Genomic DNA, 19156 nt, shown 5'->3' with positions numbered 1-19156 from the left:
AGCCAATTTATTGCCTTTAGATGCTATCAAACCGCGAATCACGTAATGCTTCTTTGACGCGCTTCAAGTTATCTCTAAATTTTTCACCTCTTCTTAACGTAAAACCTGTTGTTAGTACATCAATGACAGCGAGCTGCGCCATTCTTGATACCATTGGCATATAGATATCAGTATCTTCAGGAACATCAATAATGATAGATAAGGAAGCGGCTTGAGAGAGAGGTGAGTTTTCTGAGGTAATTGCAATTATAGTCGCGTCATTTTCCCGTGCTAAACGTGCCATATCAACTAATGCTTTGGTTCTTCCTGTATGGGAAATGAGCACAATAACATCTCCTTCATTACTATTGATACAGCTCATACGTTGCATGACAATATCATCGAAGTATATGACAGGAATATTAAAGCGGAAAAACTTATTCATTGCGTCGTGTGCGACAGCAGCAGAGGCACCAAAGCCAAAAAAACTGATTTTCCGAGCTTGAGTTAATAAATCAACAGCACGATTAATTGCACTGATATCTAATGTGTGTTTTACATTATCTAATCCAGCCATAGCAGATTCAAAAATCTTATGAGTATAGGTATTTACTGTATCGGTTTCTTCTATATGGCGGTTAATATAGGGGGTGCCGTTGGCTAAGTTTTGTGCTAATCGTAATTTAAAATCAGGGAATCCTTTCGTATCCATTTTTCGACAAAATCGGTTTACTGTTGGCTCGCTAACATCAGCTAATTGCGCGAGTGTGGCGATACTGAGATGAATGGCATTTTGTGGCATACCTAGAATAACCTCAGCCACCTTTTTTTCTGATTTACTTAAAAAATCGAGACTTGTCTTCATTTGTTCTAAAATATTCATATAGCAAAAGCGCCTATTTCATCGAAAGGAGAAATTTTTGAGTCATCACGTTATCCTATTATTGATTTTAAATTTCTTGCTGTGATGTCGTAATAGAGAGTGAAAATATACTATGTATGATATGTAAGCTATCTGAATACAGGTGATAAGTAGCAGCTTTTTATGAAACTTTGACCCGTATCTAATTTTCAGAATAGTAAACATCCTACTTATTTTGTTATTTTTTTACGGAAGCTGTCTCCATTCAGTTAAATCGCATCTTTTTAATACACTAAAAATTATTCAGTGTGTAACATAAGATTAAACAGACAATATGTTGTTTTTTTCATCATAAAAACTGTGATCGGTATCATGAACATTTACTGGGCACTAGCAACAGGGTACATTAGCGGAATTAGGGCTAATTTTAACAAAATTACAATAAGGCCTATCCTAGTTAGGTCTTACATTCCGCAAATTGAGGAGAACCAATATGGCGGTACATAATGCTGCTCAAGCTTGTGACTTAATTATTTTTGGCACCAAGGGAGACCTCGCTCGTCGTAAGCTGTTGCCATCGCTTTATCAGTTAGAGAAAGCAGGTTACATTCATCCAGACACACGCATTATTGGTGTCGGTCGTGCTGAATGGAGTCAAGATGATTACGTCCACTTTGTCAAAGAAGCGTTAGATAAGTTCTTAAAAGAAGATCTCGATTCAGCATTGTGGGAAAAATTAAGCGCTCGCTTGGATTTTTGTAACTTAGACGTTAACCAGACTGAAAGTTTTGTGCGTTTAGCTGAAATGTTAAAACAAGATGCACAACCTGCTATCCATTACTTTGCTATGCCACCGAGTACTTTTGGTGCTATGTGTCAAGGGTTGGGCCATGCTAAATTAAATAAAAAGCCAAATCGCGTTGTCATGGAAAAACCACTGGGAACGGATTTAGCGTCGTCACAAGAAATTAATAATGAAGTGGCGAAGTATTTTGATGAAAGCCAAGTCTATCGTATTGACCACTATCTTGGTAAAGAAACTGTTTTAAACTTACTCGCATTGCGTTTTGCAAACTCGTTATTTATCAATAACTGGGACAATCGCACTATTGATCATGTCCAAATCACGGTTGCAGAAGAAGTAGGAATCGAAGGTCGTTGGGGGTATTTCGACCAAGCAGGCCAAATGCGTGATATGGTACAAAACCACTTATTGCAAATCTTAACGATGATAGCCATGTCACCACCGGCAGATTTAACCACTGACCGTATTCGCGATGAAAAAGTGAAAGTCTTACGTTCTTTACGTCGTATCGACCATACAAATGTGCGTGAAAAGGCAGTACGAGGGCAATATACCTCAGGTTTTGTTCAAGGCAAAAAAGTCCCTGGATATCTAGAAGAAGAGGGGGCGAATAAGCAAAGCATGACCGAGTCATTCGTTGCTTTGCGTGTTGATATCGATGATTGGCGTTGGGCAGGTGTACCTTTCTATTTACGTACGGGTAAGCGCCTACCTGCAAAATGTTCTGAAGTTGTTGTTTATTTTAAAAAACCAGCATTGAATATTTTCTCTGAAAGTTATCAAGACCTGCCTCAGAATAAATTAACTATTCGTTTGCAGCCTGATGAAGGGATTGATATTGAAATTATGAATAAGGCGCCAGGCCTTGATCATAAACATCGTTTACAAACCACTAAATTGGATTTAAGTTTCTCTGAAACTTTCAACCAGACTCACCTTGCAGATGCTTATGAGCGTTTATTACTTGAAGCCATGCGTGGCATTCAAGCACTGTTTGTTCGCCGCGATGAAGTAGAAGAAGCATGGAAATTTGTTGATTCTATTATAGATGCATGGGCAATGGACAATGAAGCGCCTAAGCCATATCAAGCAGGGACCTGGGGGCCGATTGCATCTGTTGCGATGATCGCACGCGATGGCCGTTCATGGAATGAGTTTGAATAGTATTATCAATATTTGAAATATTAGGTAGTATATTGACTAAAATGGCGGGGTAATCCCGCCATTTATCTTTGTTTATCATATTGTTAGGTATGGCTACATAGGATATTAAAGGATTAATTCGCTACGTCCTGTCGCTGCCATATGGATAATCGCTTGCTCGATGCGTAAACATGCCATTTTAGCGGCATCAGGAACGGATAGTCCCGCTAATAACTGAGCGGTGAGTTCAGCACCAAATAAATCCCCCGTTCCTTTTGGTGTGACAGGGTAACGTTTGTGGCGGATTACGGTCACGTTATCTTGGGTAACACAAACGACTTCAATGTTGTCGTCATCAGGCTGGAAAGCACTTGTGATGATTACCCACTGTGTATTTCCCTTTAATAAGCTACGGGCTGCAGCCGTAGCATCATCCAAGTTATGGACTTGTTTGCCACTTAACGTCATGAGCTCGAATTTGTTTGGAATAATACCTGTAGCTAAAGGAATGACTTTATCGCGGTATACCTCGGCAATTTCGGGTGGAATATAAAAACCGCTGTCTTCATCTCCCATGACTGGGTCAACAATAACCGGTAGTGCCGTTCTTTCTTTACGAACTAGAGTTAACCAGTTTGCTAAGTCTTGGGCTTTTTCTGGGGAACCTAGATAACCAGTCAAAATAGCTCTCACAGAATTTAAGCTACCCCGCTCAACAAAACCGTTTAAATAACCACGAAACCACTCACCAGGCAACTCACCACCATAACAAGTTGTATAGTGAGGCGTATTACTAAGTACTACAGTAGGTACTGCCGCAACACGTAAACCTTGTTCTGTCAAGGCTGGAACGGCAATGCTATTTCCAACACTGCCATAAATAACTTGTGACTGAATTGAAATAACATCATAAGGTAATGGCGTTGCATCAGCGGAATTTTGGAAACTATTGGAGGTAAGGCTAAAGGCGTTCATGGCTCTCTCTTCGGCATATTACAATCATATAGCTACTATAAGAAGCTTGTTCAATCAGGTTGTCAATGCTAAAAATCGAATAGCTTAGTTAAGGCGTGACGAGAGCATGAAAAGTGGAAAAAAGAGATTTTTTTATAAAATAATTCCAGTGAAAAATTTATCATCATCGCTTGTTTATTCGCGCAATAGTTGATAGCTCAAGGGTTGATTAGCATATTAATGAATAGTTATGCATATTTTTATTCAATGCAAAAAATGTTTATATTCATTGACTTAATAAATTTGGCATGTTAAAAACAAACTGAAATTAACTATCAACATGAGGGTTCGGAGTAAATTGGGTAGATGTCTACCTGATGAAAAGAATAAGATATCATGCTTAGCTCAACTAGCGGCAAGATCAGCAAGTCCCAAAAAAGAACGACACACAGGCTTTTCCTTTCAGCTATCCTTTCCAGTGAACACTACTGGTGTGGTGCATTATAGCGTCTCTCTCGATTATTCATTTCGCTGAATAAACTCAGCAACACGTTGTTATTTATTTGAATTTTCAACAACTACGCAATAGTAATCTGTATTTTTTATCTGTACAAAAAATAGGCTATTACGTGGCTGTATATAGAGAGATATTATAATGATTTACTGGATATTTTTAGTATTAGCTATCGTAACTGAAGTTATCGGTACACTATCAATGAAACATGCCAGCGTCAGTGGTGATTTTACTGGTATGGTCGTGATGTATGTGATGATAGCAACATCATACATTTTACTTGCTGTTGCAGTTAAAAAAGTGGCATTAGGTGTCGCCTATGCACTATGGGAAGGTATCGGTATCCTTTTTATCACAACATTTAGTGTCATGTGGTTTGGAGAAACGCTATCACCGATGAAAATTGGGGGGTTAGTATTACTTATCACCGGTATTGGACTGATTAAATCAGGCACCAAGAAAACCACCGTTCGTCAATCTGCACAAAAAGTAAAACAAGTTACACAAAACGCGGTCAATGCAGCCAAAACAAATGCTTTAGTTGGACGCGAAGCTAAGTCGGAGGCGTAATATGGCCAGTCATTTTGAATGGTGGCATGCTGCGTTTTTGATCCTAGCAGTCATATTAGAAATCGCAGCCAACATTTTGTTAAAAATGTCGAATGGGTTTAAACGATACTGGATAGGTATTCTTTCTCTAATTGCGGTACTCGGAGCTTTCAGTGCATTAGCGCAAGCAGTAAAAGGAATCGAACTTTCAATTGCCTATGCATTATGGGGAGCATTCGGGATTATCGCGACAGTAGCAGCAGGTTGGATACTTTTCAATCAACGGCTAAATTATAAAGGCTGGGGAGGGATTGTGTTATTGCTACTAGGAATGGTTCTCATCAAGATGTCGTAATGCTCGTCATATTTTGCAGTGTCGCGTTGTTGGCTACATTCGTTAACCCTAGTCACATACTTATGTATGCCCCAAGGGATTAACTCACTTGCCGCCTAGCGACATCACAAACTATTTAGAGCATGGATGGGCGCTAATAATTGGCGCCCATTTTTATGCAAAGCAAAACCTGTTTAATCAATCAATTGCTGCAACAATCTTAATTTCAACTTTATATTCTGGCTTCATCAGTAATGCTTGGACAGTACAACGGACAGGTGCGCTTCCAGCAACAACCCATGCATCCCATGCTTGGTTCATACCAGCAAAATCGGCTTTATCAGCAAGAAAAATGGTGGCATCAAGAATTTTACTTTTGTCTGAACCAACACGTTCAAGCATGACATCAATTGCCGCGAGCGTGTTTGCTGTTTGAGCAACAATATCAGCGTCAAGGTTTTCAGGAACACTGGTGTAGTAAATTACATTATTGTGAATGACAGCTTCAGACCAACGATTATCAGGGTCAATACGTTTGATAGTCATAATTATTCCTTATTATACATGTGGCTCAAGAATAACAGTTTGCAGGCTGGATGAAAATCAGTTGTTCAACGAAGTAATAATTACCTAAGCAGGGTTAAGAAACTCATGGTAAAGTGTGCCCTCATTATTCCTAATAAATAGGTCATGTAGTGCACGACGATTTTTCTGCGGATGGCTTTTTAGCCAGAACAATTCCTGGTTTTCAGCCTCGAGAAGCACAAGTTACGATGTCGAATGCAGTAACCGAGTCGATTGAGCAGCAGCATGTGCTGGTGGCGGAAGCGGGTACTGGAACAGGAAAAACATATGCTTATTTAGTTCCTGCATTGCGTAGTGGAAAAAAAGTCATTGTTTCAACGGGATCAAAAGCCTTACAAGATCAACTGTATCACCGAGACTTACCGACAATTATTGATGCGATGAATTACACTGGACGGACCGCGTTATTAAAAGGGCGTTCGAATTATTTATGTTTAGAGCGATTAGACCAACAATCCCTTGGTGGTGGTAGTCTTGAGCCGGAAATATTGTCCGCTGTTGTGAGGTTACGCAGTTGGTCCATTGAATCTGAGCTAGGTGATACGAGCACTTGTCATGATATTGCGGAGGACAGCCCTGTTTGGCCGTTAGTGACTAGCACCAATGATAATTGTCTTGGAAGTGATTGCCCACGTTATCAAGAATGTTTTGTCTTAAAAGCACGACGTAAAGCTTTAGAAGCGGATATTGTCGTTGTGAATCACCATTTATTTATGGCTGATAGAGTCGTGAAAGATACAGGTTTTGGAGAATTAATTCCCCAAGCAGAGGTCATGATTTTTGATGAAGCGCACCAAATTCCTGATATAGCCAGCCAATATTTTGGTCAGCAACTAAGTAGTCGCCAATTGCTTGATCTGGCACGTGATATGATTATGGCCTATCGAACTGAGTTAAAAGACCAAGTGCAACTGCAAAAAAGTGCAGATAGGCTCACTCAAAGTACGCTAGATTTCCGGCTCAATTTGGGGGAAAACAGTTTTCGTGGCAATTTACGTGATTTACTAAAGCGCCCTGAAGTACAAAGGGCATTGACATTACTTGATGATTCTCTTGAACTTTGTTATGAAGTGATCAAAACCACTTTGGGCCGTTCACAGAGCTTAGACTCTATTTTTGAGCGTGTTACTATTTACCGAAATCGTTTGAACCGTTTAAAAGATGTGACAATTGCAGGCTACAGCTATTGGTTTGAAAGTTATGGTCGCCATTTTTTACTGGCACTAACGCCATTAACGGTTGCAGATAAATTCAGCGAAATGATCGCAAGTACGCCAGCCAGTTGGGTATTTACATCAGCAACTTTGTCGGTAAATGAAAAACTAAGTCACTTCACTGACCGTTTAGGTCTAGCCATGGCAAAAACGCTATTATTAGCCAGCCCATTTGATTATCAAAGCCAAACTTTATTATGTGTTCCGCGTTTTTTACCCGAACTCAATCAACGAGGCCTCGCACAAAAATTGGCAACCATGCTACGACCTATGATTGAAAAAAATCAGGGACGTTGCTTCTTTTTATGTACATCACACCTGATGATGCGTGAATTGGCCGAGGAATTTAAATCTTCATTGACATTACCGGTTCTAATGCAAGGGGAAAGCAGTAAAAACAAACTGTTATCTCAGTTTATTGCTGCGGGGAATGCTGTTTTAGTTGCCACTAGTAGCTTTTGGGAGGGGGTTGATGTGCGAGGTGATGAATTAACTTGTGTCATTATCGATAAACTCCCATTTACTGCCCCTGATGACCCGCTATTAAGAGCGCGCATCGAAGATTGTGAATTACGGGGTGGAGATCCATTCTCGGATGTCCAATTACCAGATGCAGTTATTACTTTAAAGCAAGGTGTAGGGCGGCTAATTCGAGACACTAGTGATTATGGTGTCATCGTTATTTGTGATAACCGTTTAGTGACTCGCCCTTATGGTGAGGTTTTTTTACGTAGCCTTCCGCCATCACCACGAACAAGAAGTATACAAAAAGCAATTGCATTTCTTGAAGAGAAAAGGCAAGAAGTTAATAGAGTGAGGTAAATCCCACCTTGTTTTTCTGCTATTCCTACGGCCGTTTATGTTAATATAATCGGCATCTTTTAATCAGAAACTATTAATTTGCCGGAGTTTAGGCATGTCGAGTCGTATTCTTGCTGTTGATACAGCAACAGAAGCCTGTTCAGTCGCACTTTGGTGTGAAGGTGACATTATTTCGCGTTTCGCGATTTCTCCTCGAGAGCACACACAAAAAATTTTACCGATGGTTGAGGAAGTTCTTGCAGAAGCTGGGATGGGGTTGAACCAGTTAGATGCATTGGCTTTCGGGCGTGGTCCTGGTAGTTTTACGGGGGTTCGTATTGGTGTTGGTATTGCACAAGGGTTAGCACTAGGGGCTAATTTGCCCATGATTGGCGTTTCCTCTTTAATGACACTTGCTGAAGGCGCCTTTCGTATAATGGGGCATCATCAGGTATTAGTGGCTATTGATGCACGGATGTCAGAAATCTATTGTGCCCAATATCAGCGAACATCCGCAGGCCAATGGTTAGGTGAAGAAACTGAAGCAGTTCTACTTCCCGACGATTTTAAGAGCAAAGTGACAGGGCTTTCAGGGCTGTGGGGTTATGCAGGTACTGGGTGGGAGGCATATCCCTCATTGTTGAATGCATCAATTACATTAGCTAACAGTCATATTACGCTGCCTGATGCGCAAGATATGTTACCCATTGCTGCTCAATTATGGCAACAGGGAAAAGTGGTTGCCGTTGAAAATGTTGAACCTACTTACCTGCGTAATGAAGTTACATGGAAAAAATTGCCTGGTCGTGAATAATACACAGAAAATTAATTGATGTTGAATTGGCTATATCAGGTGATATGGCCAATTTTTTATATTACACACAAAACAAATCAAATATTGAATAATAAAAATACAAATCGAATCATTCAATAATTTAGGATATTATTAGGTGGTAAGATAATTCTTATGGCTACTTTTAACATATCGTGTTTTGTTTACTAAATGCTATTTAAAATTGTATTACCTGAATTTATAATATCGCTAATCGGAGGTGGTCTATGAATATTGAATTAAACTGCCGTAATGCACTTAAAGGTCTTTTTATTGCAAGCGTATTAGCGCTGACAGGGTGTGTTTCAATACCTGCTTCAATTCAAGGCTCGGTTCAAAACCCAACAGATAACTTAACATCGGTACAAAATGCTCCTGAAATGTATATTGGCCAAGAGGCGCGTTTTGGTGGGAAAGTCCTTGCAGTTGAAAACGAAGCAGCAAGAACACGTTTAGAAATTGCGGTGATGGCATTGAATAAATATGATGCAGCACCAGAGCTTAATTCCCCTTCAATTGGCCGCATTTATGCGTACTTAAATGGTTTTCGTGAGCCAAGTGATTTTACTAACCGTTATATCACTGTGGTGGGGAAAATCACGGGGGAACAGCAAGGGAAAGTAGGGCAAGTTCCTTATAAGTATGTCACGTTAGATGTAACAGGTTTCCAACGCTGGAATGTCGCACAAAGTGTTATGATCCCGCCGTCTGGCCCTTGGGGTTATGGTTATTATGGCGACCCGTATTTTTATAACCACCCATGGGGTTATGGGTACGGTTATCCAGGAGGCCCAGTACCTGTACAAACTTATCTAACAGAATAACGATTATTTTTTTTTATTTAAAGGCCCCGATTATTGCGGGGCCTTTTTGTTGTGCATAGAAAACCCCCAGCTAGGCTGGGGGTTCCGTAAAGCTTTCAGCTTTGAATAAGATATTAAAACCCCTTTTGATTTGTTAAAACACCTTGCGGTCTGGCAACTGCAAGAGTCAAACAAAAAATCAAAAGGGGGTCCCAATGGGGACGAAAAGAGCTTAGCGCATACACGATGGAATTGTAAATATCACATTGTTTTTGCCCCAAAGTATAGAAGGCAAGTTTTCTACGGTGAAAAACGTAGGGCGATAGGTAGTATTTTAAGGAAATTGTGTGAGTGGAAAAATGTCAGGATAGTGGAGGCAGAATGTTGTGTTGACCATATACACATGCTTCTAGAAATCCCACCCAAGATGAGTGTTTCGAGCTTTATGGGGTATTTAAAAGGAAAAAGTAGCCTAATGCTTTATGAGCAATTTGGGGATTTAAAGTTTAAATATCGAAATAGAGAGTTTTGGTGCAGAGGGTACTATGTTGATACGGTAGGAAAGAATACGAAACGAATACAAGAATATATAAAACATCAGTTAGAACAGGATAAATTGGGAGAGCAATTGTCGATCCCCTATCCGGGCAGCCCGTTTACGGGCCGTAAGTAATCCATAGATGCAAATGTCAGGGCCGTTATGCGCCTGTTAGGGCGCGGCTGGTAACAAAGCCTTATAGGCGCATATTAAAAACCTCCGGCTATGCCGGAGGATATTTATTTTCCATAAAAAGATTATCTAAATAAGAGCTAATAAATAAGAGTGTTTAATAAAAGTATTAGCTAAAATTTAATCCCAGCAAAAGTGACTTCGGTTAATGTAATAGATTAAATCCCTTCTTAAGTGCGAGATAACCTTTCCAAAAATAGCGTAAAATCATGTATAATCAGGCAATCTTGTACAGATTTACATCTGTTTAACGAATTTAAGACAAACTAGGCGGCTTAGTCCGCCTAGTTTTTTCTTGAAGGAACAAAATTTATTTAGTGATAGACCTCTCAACCTTGACATTGTCTGTTTTTCAAACTGGTACGCTGAGTTAATAATTTGTTAAAAGAGATGTTGAGTATAATAACTTCACTAAATTCAGGAGTAACATTTTGGAAAAAATCTGGCTAAAAAATTACCCTGCTGATGTGCCGGAAGAAATCAATCCTGATAGCTTCGCTTCTCTAGCAGAGTTACTTGAAGATGCGGTCTCTCAATTTGCCGACCAACCTGCATTCATTAATATGGGAGCAGTGATGACTTATCGGAAACTTGAAGAGAGAAGTCGCGCTTTTGCCGCCTACTTACAAAATGGACTTGGTCTTAAAAAAGGGGATCGTGTCGCATTAATGATGCCAAACCTATTACAGTATCCGATTGCCCTGTTTGGGATATTGCGAGCAGGTATGGTGGTAGTCAACGTCAACCCACTTTATACCCCGAGAGAACTAGAGCACCAATTGAATGATAGCGGTGCAACCGCAATTGTAATTGTGTCGAATTTTGCACATACACTGGAAAAAATTGTTTTCAATACCAAAGTGAAACACGTCATTTTAACTCGTATGGGTGACCAGCTTTCACGTCCTAAAGCCACGATTGTTGATTTTGTTGTCAAATATGTAAAACGTTTAGTCCCTAAATATAACTTACCAGACGCCATCTCCTTTCGCCGTGCCATGCATTATGGCTATCGTATGCAATATATTAAACCTAACATTACTGGTGATGACTTGGCCTTTTTGCAATATACAGGTGGAACCACCGGTGTTGCTAAAGGGGCGATGTTAACTCATCGCAATATGTTAGCAAATATTGAGCAGGCAAGGGCAGCTTACGGGCCTGTACTGAAATTTGGTGCTGAATTTGTTGTCACCGCTTTACCGCTGTACCATGTTTTTGCATTGACAGTAAACTGCTTACTGTTTATCACTGTAGGGGGCGTTAACTTATTGATTACCAACCCTAGAGATGTACCTGACACCGTAAAACAACTAGGACGTTATCCCGTTACGTCAATTACTGGTGTTAACACGTTATTTAATGCGTGGCTGCATAATGAAGAGTTCAAAAAGTTGGATTTTTCACGTTTACGCCTTTCAGTTGGAGGCGGAATGCCCGTTCAAAAAGCCGTTGCAGAAAAATGGCAGAAGCTGACAGGGAAACATTTACTCGAAGGGTATGGGTTAACGGAATGTGCGCCACTAGTTACAGGTAACCCTTATAATTTAACCAGTTATAGCGGAAGTATTGGTTTACCTGTTCCATCAACAGATGTTAAATTTCTTGATGATAACGGCAACGAAGTCGCTATTGGTGAGCCTGGTGAAATGTGGGTAAAAGGCCCGCAAGTCATGAAAGGGTATTGGAACCGCCCTGATTCCACTGCTGATACGATAGTGGATGGTTGGTTAGCGACAGGGGATATCGCTGAAATTGATAGCGAAGGGTATATTCGTATTGTTGATCGTAAAAAAGATATGATCATCGTTTCAGGTTTTAACGTCTATCCAAATGAAATTGAAGATGTCATTTCTGCACATCCGGACGTGATAGAATGCGCTGCAATTGGTGTACCTAGTGAAAGTACAGGCGAAGCGGTTAAAGTTTTCGTTGTAACGAAAAATGCGAATTTAACGGGTGATGAGCTAAAAACCTTTTGCCGCCGTTCATTAACCGCGTATAAAGTCCCTAAGATATTTGAATTTCGTGATGAATTACCAAAATCTAACGTGGGTAAAATTTTACGTAAAGACCTACGTGATGAAGAAAAATTGCAAAGAGAAAAATCACAAGTATGATTGTGGTTTAGTCTTGAACTATGAATAGATGACGCCGGTTTTAGCCGGCGTCATTGTGATGAAAATAACAAAGAGAAACTTGTTTTGAATTATCGTTTAGTAACTACAGATAGCGAATTAGCCCAAGTATGCCAAGAGGCGGGTAATGCACCATGGCTCGCTTTGGATACCGAGTTTGTTCGTACCCGAACATATTACCCACAGCTAGGTTTGCTACAGCTATATGATGGAAAGCAAGTTTCGTTAATTGACCCATTATTAATGACGGATTTTAGCCCGTTCAAAGCACTTTTAACGAATCCTGAGCAACTTAAATTTTTACATGCAGGTAGTGAAGACTTAGAAGTGTTTATGCATGATTTTGATTGTGTCCCTGAGCCGATGATCGACACGCAAGTTGTGGCGGCATTTTTAGGTTATCCAATTTCTTGTGGTTTTGCATCATTGGTTGCTGAACATTTAGGTATTGAACTAGACAAAAGTGAATCACGAACAGACTGGCTTGCGCGTCCTCTGAGCGAAAAACAATGCGATTATGCAGCCGCAGATGTGCTGTATTTGCTGCCATTAGCTGAAATTCTAATGGAAAAAGTGACTGAAGCGGGCTACTTGGAAGATGCCAAAGATGAGTGTCAACGTGTTGTGGCTCGTCGGCAAAAAGCCTTAAAGCCAGAAAAAGCCTACATGAATATCCATAATGCATGGCAGCTACGTGATGAACAGCTCGCTTGTTTGCAATTATTAGCCGAATGGCGTTTAAACCAAGCTAAAGCCCGCGATATGGCTGTTAACTTTGTAGTAAAAGAAGAGCACCTGTGGAAAGTGGCTCGTTATTTACCGAGCTCTCTGGGTGAACTTGATGCACTTGGCTTAACTGGGCAGGAGATTCGTTGCCATGGCAAGCGCTTGTTAGCCATTGTCGAGCAAGCAAAGCAACTTGAAGAAAGTGAATACCCAACACCTGTAGCGAATATTACTGAACAGAGCCAATACAAAAGCTTATTTAAAGAAATTAAAGCGGTGGTCAAAGATATTGCTGAAAATGAAAAATTTAATGCAGAACTATTGGCTTCTAGGCGGCAAATTAACCAATTACTGTCGATTCATTGGGGGTTAAAATCTTCGGTTACACCTCCTGAGCTGTTGTCGGGGTGGAGAGGGCGATTACTCGCCGAGCCCATTACAAAGTTATTAGCAAACGGGTAATATATTAAGGTACAAGAAGAGAGTTTCTTGTACCTTATTTAAATAGCTTAGCTTATTTATAATCCTCAATCTTATCTTCATTTTTATTTACTATCCATTCAATAAACTTATAAAAATATACGTCACATATATTTATGGGTATATTTATCTTATTTTAACTCAAAATTTGTAATTACTCTTAAAAATTCAATTAATCTTTAATGTAAAACGCAATAAATAAAACTATCCATTATAGGGTCTTTAATTAACCAGTTAAAAAATAAAAGGTTATTTTATTTTTATGGTTTAATAATAAAAGATTGAATTATATCCCTTACATTTGTAAATAAAAATCATTTTCATATACTGAATCTCGAACATTAAAGGAAAGAATAATCTTTTATTTAATGTGTTTCGTTAATAAACCAATCTAATTCAAACTTCTATTGAAGAGGATGAATAAATGAAAAAATTATCACTAATTACAGTCGCAGTATCTTTGTCTATATTTTCTGTTGGTGTTATGGCAGAAACGGAATCAAAACAGAGTTTAGATTATAGTGATGGCCTAACAAACATTATTGTTGGTAAAACCCAATCAACCATGGGGCCACACGGTGGTAGTATTGGTGCACCGGGTATCGGTTCTCGACATAAAATGGGGGGAATGATGATATCGTTTTCAGGCTTAAAAAACTTAGTCACGCAAAAACCAAACAACGTGTATGTTTTGGAAAGTGGCGGTAGCCCGCACGGTGGAATGGGTAAGTTCCAATTTAGCCAGGTTGCAGATGCCGAGGTATATTTCGGTGATTGGTCACAAACTGGGGAAACTGATGATGCAATGCACACGGTTTATTTCTCTGGTGAGAATGCAACGACAGAAGTGCCAACCAGTGGCCAAGCAACTTATACTATAGCGGGTATTAACCAGTTTGCAGGTGAAGAAAAACAGGCAGGTTGGTTTAATGCTGACTTCGCGGATAAATCATATACAGGTGCATTAGAAGGAGTAAATAGCCACTCCATGGAAGGGGCTATTGAAGAAGACGGTAAATTTAGTGGTACTGCCATTGCCAATGGAATACACCAAGGTGATAGTATGGGGCAACTCTTTGGTGATAATGCAGAACAAGTGGCAGGTATTCTCTCTTATGAGAATAACCGTGAGTTAGACACGGCATTTGGTGGCCAGAAAGACGAATAATTACTGAACATATAATTAGCTAAAAAAAGTAGGCAAAAGTGATTTTGTCTACTTTTTTATTTTTGTCATTAAAATGGTAGCCTAATCATGTTATTTTTTAATAAAAAAACACATTTAATATATTTGAGTTTATTATTACTTTTTTCTCTCCCTTCGGTATTGTCAGCTCAAGAGCTAAAAGGAGGAGTTATCGGTAATTTAAAAGATTATAGTAACAAAAAACATCAATCAGAAATAAATAATGTTAAATATAGTGAAAAAAATATCGACGAACTTGGTTTTATTCTTTATGATCTCATTCAGAGACAAGATTTTGACAAAATAAATGAAATTATTGGTAATTACGTTGACCATAAAGACCACGATAAAGAATTGGTTAAATATATTCATTCAGAAAGGGCAGTTTTAAATAAACAGTATGATTTAGCAATTAGCCTATATAATGAGATTTTAATTCACAAGCCTAATATGTTATTGGTTGAGTTAAAACTTGCACAAGCACTGACTTATGTTAAGCACTATGAATCAGCATTATCAATATATCAAAATATCAAAGTTAAATATAAAGAAAGAATATCAAATGGGTTAACTAAATTTATTAAAAGTCAAATAATAGATTTAGAAAATAAAAATCGTTGGCAAGGTACGATTAAGTTAGGCTCAAGTTATGATTTTAATTTAAATGAAGCATCAAATAGCCGTGAGATGTACTGTTTTCGTAGTAAATGTATGAATAGTAGTAACCAGTCTATCGCTGGTGGAAAGTGGCATTATTATACTAAACTATCAAAGCGTTTTCCTCTAGTAGGAAACCACTCAACGGTACTCTCATTAGGTGTGGTTGGGGTGGAGCCAATGAAAACAGTCACGGCTAGAAAAACGAATATATATGTTACTGGGGGGTATCAATTTGATAACGCGAATACAACGTTCCATATACAGCCCACCCTTGAGGCTAAATGGCACGATAACCAATACTATAATTTAAGCCTAGGAGGAAAAATAGCGACAGAATACATGTTAAATCATCGAGTAACCTTGTTAGGTAATATTGAATATAAAAATAAAACTTACCCTTATAAGTATAGTTTTAATAACGGCGATAAATGGGTTTATTCAGTTACTGGTACCTATTTAATGAACCCTCGATTAATGGTTTTTGGCAGTTTTTATGGAGCCAATAGAAAAAAGCAATACGATAGTGATAGCTATGTACAGTATGGGGTTAGGGCGGGTTTTCTAAAAGTAACCGAACTGTGTGATCTACTTGTTGCGATAGGTTATAAGCAAACAAATTTTGAACAGTTTGATGCATTTTTGAATGTAAAAAGAAAAGATCATAATGGGTATTTAAATACCCAATTAACATTTGATAAAAATAAAATATTAACTTTTACGCCTTCTATTTATTTTAATAGCCAAGTGAATAAAAGTACTGCAGATATTATTTATTCTTTTAAGCAAAGTGAAGTCGGTGTCAATTTCACCAAGAAATTTTAATTTTCACCGGAACAGATAATGAAAATCAAAACAGTGATAGCCATTAATATCGCAACAGGGTTATCTATTGGCAATATTACAAACTTAGTCTATGCACAACAAAGTGAAAACATCGGTTCTATTGTGGTAAATGATAAAGCGGCCACAATCAAAGAGCGTGATAGAAAAGGGGCGGATGACCAATATGATAAAGATGAATCAAATATTTACATTAGTAAAGAAGAAATTGATCGTTATAAAGGTACTAACCCCGCAGACACTATTAACCATGCGGTAGGGGTATATAGTGGAGATGCCCGTAATAGCGGGGCAATAGACCCCAATGTTCGGGGTATACAGGGGCAAGGGCGTGTCCCGGTGACTGTAGACGGTACAGAGCAAGCTATCACTGTTTGGCGTGGTTATAATGGGGCGAATAATCGTAATTATATCGACCCGAATATGATTAGTAGCATTAAGGTAATGAAAAGTGCAACGCTAGACCGCAATGTGCGTACATCGACGGGGGGAGGAGTTGCTATAACAACGCTAGGCATTGATGACGTTGTGGATAAATACGACAAGTTTGGTTTTGATATTAAATTAGAAACATCGAGTAACTCGACAAAACCGAGGGTTAATCAATTAAGCCACGGTATAGATTACCGTGATGATAAGCGGCTATTGAATACGTTAGACATGCAGAAGTTTCGTGGGATTTATTTTAAAGATCACGAAATGCTTGTTGATCCTCGCAGTAAAGGTAACGCTAATTTCTTTAATCTGCAAGATAACGCAGCGCGTATTGCCGTTGGGACACGGCAAGAAAAGTTTGATTTGATGCTAGCATACAGCTATCGCAACCAAGGTAATTATTTTGCTGGGCGCCGAGGGGCGGGTAAATTTTATGACGACATCATTACTTATGACCCTAATAACTCAAATAAAGCGATAGACCCATATATGCCCTTCGTAGCTAGGATTTATGGGCCAAATAAAGAGGTGGCGAATACATCAAATGAAATGTCGACATGGTTAGCTAAATTAAATTTAATGCTACCTAATTCACAGGACTTATCCATTGGTTATATGCATACATCAAGTCATTATGGCGAAATCATGCCATCGCAAATTCGTTATCATGATTTAGAGGGAAAAATTCCACAATGGCCTTTAGCTAACTTGGCGTTAAATACTTTTTACGCCAATTATTCGTTCAAACCCGAATCCATTGGTTGGATTGACTTTCGATTAGGCTATTGGTTGACAAAAACTAATTTAAACTCAAATACCGCAGGTGGCCAACCTAGGGAACCAGTGGAAAGGGATTGGAATTATGAATTTGGTCGAGATAAAAATGTAGCTAAAAATCCTGCTATCAATGGCACCTTAGTTGATGGGATTAAATTAAACCAACTAAACGATCGCTATGGTGTTTCATTATCCAATAAATTTCAAATTACACCTGAATTTAAAGTGACTTTAATGGGAAGCTTAATTGATGAAACTATTGGTAGCCGTGAAGATATCTTTAATTCGGACTCTAGCCCAAAGGGTAACATGTTCCGAGCTATCCCAAGGGAAGGTAAGCGTCGAGAATATAATGGGACTATTCGCTTTGATTGGCAGCCTACTGATTGGTTAAGTCTGAATGCGGGGGCTCAATATATTAGCTACTGGTCAAGGGATTTATTAAAAGAGAGACGTATTGCGGCTAAAGATATAAATTATGCACCTTATAGCCATATAACGGCGAGAAATTTTCGACTCTCTCGTGTGTTAAGTGAGAAAGAGTACCAAGTCATACAAGAGTATGTTGATGATAAAGGGAAGACATTTAAAGATACAGCAGAAAGATCTTATGAAAGGCGAATCTTTATCGGAAAAGCACTAAATATGAAAGCAGATTCATTAATGTATGCTCACTATCGAATGGATGTAAATAAAAAAAAATTTGAGTTTAGAATTACAGAAAGAAACAATATAGTAAAATGGAAGGTGGATGAAAATAACCGGTTTATACGAAAAAATAATCCATTCTATAATGGCGAGATTGATTTAAAAGAAGAAATAATTGACCCCGTAACAGGCTTAAAAGCAAAAAAATACCGAAAAGCAGATATTACTAATAACGGGTATGATGAAGTGAAGTATTCCAATAAACAAAAATTTAAAGCGCCAAAAAGAAATGAAGAATCAGCTTGGGCTCCGGCATTAGGGGCAACAATTTATTTAACAGAGAACGATCGAATATTTGGGCGTTATTTAGAAACCGTTAGGATGCCAAGTATCTTTGAAGACACTATTGGTTTTTCGGGGGGAAGAGAGCCGAATTACACGCCACCGGTTTATTTGCCAGAACGCAGCCATACGATAGAACTGGGATATGTGCGTAATTTCCAAGGTCTCGTCGCGGCAGAAAACCATGCTGATTTACGCATAAACTACTATAACACGGTTGTTACAAACGCATTTGATAGGAACTACAGGTTAGTCTTTACGCAGGTTGATAAACATAACACGGCCGGTTTGGAACTGTTGGCGCGTTATGATAATGGCTGGGTATTCGGTGACTTAGGTGTGGATTACCGCTTAAAAAATGAGGTTTGTGATGAAGTTTCATTGATGGTAATGGATCCCTATAACCAATTTGGTGGCTCAGAGTGTACAACAGCAGGGTTCCCTGGCGGCTATTTGCGTACTCAATTGCAACCTAAGTACAGCATTCATGCCAACCTAGGTTTGCGCTTCTTAGATGAACGTTTAGAAGTGGGTAGCCGCATGCGTTATCACAGCAAAGCAAAAAATGAAGATGAAGCGGAAATGATGGATAAATACCCGAACCAGTATGCGCCATTAAACAATGACCCGATGAGTTGGAATGCCGTTTTTACCGCTGATGCTTATGTTAATTATCAGTTTAATAAAGACCTATCATTTGAATTATTAGCCACAAACTTATTTGATGAATATTATATAGACCCATTAACCCGCAGTATGATGCCTGCACCGGGTAGGACTGTGCGTTTCAATGTAACAAGTCGCTTCTAAAAGGGATCC

15 protein-coding genes are annotated in these 19156 nt (G+C 38.9%); 12 read left to right on the top strand and 3 right to left on the bottom strand.

What is annotated here, in order from left to right; translation table 11 throughout:
* Positions 1–16: 16 nt before the first annotated feature.
* Positions 17–862 carry a MurR/RpiR family transcriptional regulator gene (locus tag PZ638_RS11440; protein ID WP_004254990.1) on the bottom strand — a complete coding sequence of 282 codons (846 nt, stop codon included), beginning with the start codon at positions 860–862 and terminating at the stop codon, positions 17–19.
* 472 nt (positions 863–1334) lie between these two features.
* Between PZ638_RS11440 and zwf the strand changes: the two genes are divergently transcribed.
* Entirely contained in the window at positions 1335–2810 is a 1476-nt protein-coding gene (gene zwf, locus PZ638_RS11435) for a glucose-6-phosphate dehydrogenase (RefSeq protein WP_004254987.1), read from the top strand.
* A 105-nt stretch (positions 2811–2915) separates the two neighbouring features.
* On the opposite strand, the gene pdxK is transcribed toward zwf, so the two are convergent.
* The gene (pdxK, locus tag PZ638_RS11430) at positions 2916–3764 is read right to left on the bottom strand and encodes a pyridoxine/pyridoxal/pyridoxamine kinase (protein WP_144139893.1); all 849 of its coding nucleotides are present in this window, start codon (positions 3762–3764) and stop codon (positions 2916–2918) included.
* Between the two features lie 634 nt (positions 3765–4398).
* Between pdxK and mdtJ the strand changes: the two genes are divergently transcribed.
* Positions 4399–4827, top strand: a complete 429-nt coding sequence (mdtJ, locus tag PZ638_RS11425) for a multidrug/spermidine efflux SMR transporter subunit MdtJ (protein WP_004254982.1) — start codon at positions 4399–4401, stop codon at positions 4825–4827.
* A 1-nt stretch (position 4828) separates the two neighbouring features.
* Positions 4829–5161, top strand: coding sequence for a multidrug/spermidine efflux SMR transporter subunit MdtI (mdtI, locus tag PZ638_RS11420; protein WP_004254980.1), 333 nt, complete (start codon positions 4829–4831; stop codon positions 5159–5161).
* A 177-nt stretch (positions 5162–5338) separates the two neighbouring features.
* Here the strand turns inward: mdtI and PZ638_RS11415 are convergent, their stop codons facing one another.
* Positions 5339–5686, bottom strand: coding sequence for a RidA family protein (locus PZ638_RS11415; protein ID WP_004254978.1), 348 nt, complete (start codon positions 5684–5686; stop codon positions 5339–5341).
* A gap of 149 nt (positions 5687–5835) precedes the next feature.
* Here PZ638_RS11415 and PZ638_RS11410 point away from each other — a divergent pair, with 149 nt between their 5' ends.
* The 9 genes from PZ638_RS11410 (at position 5836) to PZ638_RS11370 (ending at position 19147) form a co-directional block, all read left to right on the top strand.
* Complete coding sequence (locus tag PZ638_RS11410; protein WP_272674454.1) at positions 5836–7761, top strand: DNA repair helicase YoaA; 1926 nt, start codon at positions 5836–5838, stop codon at positions 7759–7761.
* A 94-nt stretch (positions 7762–7855) separates the two neighbouring features.
* The gene (gene tsaB / locus PZ638_RS11405) at positions 7856–8554 is read left to right on the top strand and encodes a tRNA (adenosine(37)-N6)-threonylcarbamoyltransferase complex dimerization subunit type 1 TsaB (RefSeq protein ID WP_096864866.1); all 699 of its coding nucleotides are present in this window, start codon (positions 7856–7858) and stop codon (positions 8552–8554) included.
* 245 nt (positions 8555–8799) lie between these two features.
* Positions 8800–9396 (top strand): Slp family lipoprotein, encoded by a 597-nt coding sequence (locus tag PZ638_RS11400; RefSeq protein WP_144139888.1) that lies wholly within the window; start codon positions 8800–8802, stop codon positions 9394–9396.
* A gap of 157 nt (positions 9397–9553) precedes the next feature.
* Positions 9554–10048: an IS200/IS605 family transposase gene (tnpA, locus tag PZ638_RS11395; RefSeq protein WP_180312677.1), complete on the top strand. Its 495-nt coding sequence runs from the start codon at positions 9554–9556 to the stop codon at positions 10046–10048.
* A 488-nt stretch (positions 10049–10536) separates the two neighbouring features.
* Positions 10537–12225: a long-chain-fatty-acid--CoA ligase FadD gene (fadD, locus tag PZ638_RS11390; protein WP_094963089.1), complete on the top strand. Its 1689-nt coding sequence runs from the start codon at positions 10537–10539 to the stop codon at positions 12223–12225.
* An 84-nt stretch (positions 12226–12309) separates the two neighbouring features.
* A complete protein-coding gene (gene rnd / locus PZ638_RS11385; protein WP_094963088.1) occupies positions 12310–13431 on the top strand; it encodes a ribonuclease D in 1122 nt (373 codons plus the stop codon).
* A 442-nt stretch (positions 13432–13873) separates the two neighbouring features.
* A complete protein-coding gene (locus PZ638_RS11380) occupies positions 13874–14617 on the top strand; it encodes a Slam-dependent surface lipoprotein (protein WP_094963087.1) in 744 nt (247 codons plus the stop codon).
* A gap of 87 nt (positions 14618–14704) precedes the next feature.
* Positions 14705–16117, top strand: a complete 1413-nt coding sequence (locus PZ638_RS11375) for a surface lipoprotein assembly modifier (protein ID WP_094963086.1) — start codon at positions 14705–14707, stop codon at positions 16115–16117.
* A gap of 18 nt (positions 16118–16135) precedes the next feature.
* On the top strand, positions 16136–19147 hold the full coding sequence (locus PZ638_RS11370) for a TonB-dependent receptor domain-containing protein (protein ID WP_094963085.1): 3012 nt from the start codon (positions 16136–16138) through the stop codon (positions 19145–19147).
* The last annotated feature ends 9 nt before the right edge of the window (positions 19148–19156 follow it).

The sequence above is a fragment of the Providencia hangzhouensis genome (genome assembly GCF_029193595.2).
Lineage (GTDB): Bacteria > Pseudomonadota > Gammaproteobacteria > Enterobacterales > Enterobacteriaceae > Providencia > Providencia hangzhouensis.
This window is presented reverse-complemented; position numbering and strand designations above follow the sequence as displayed.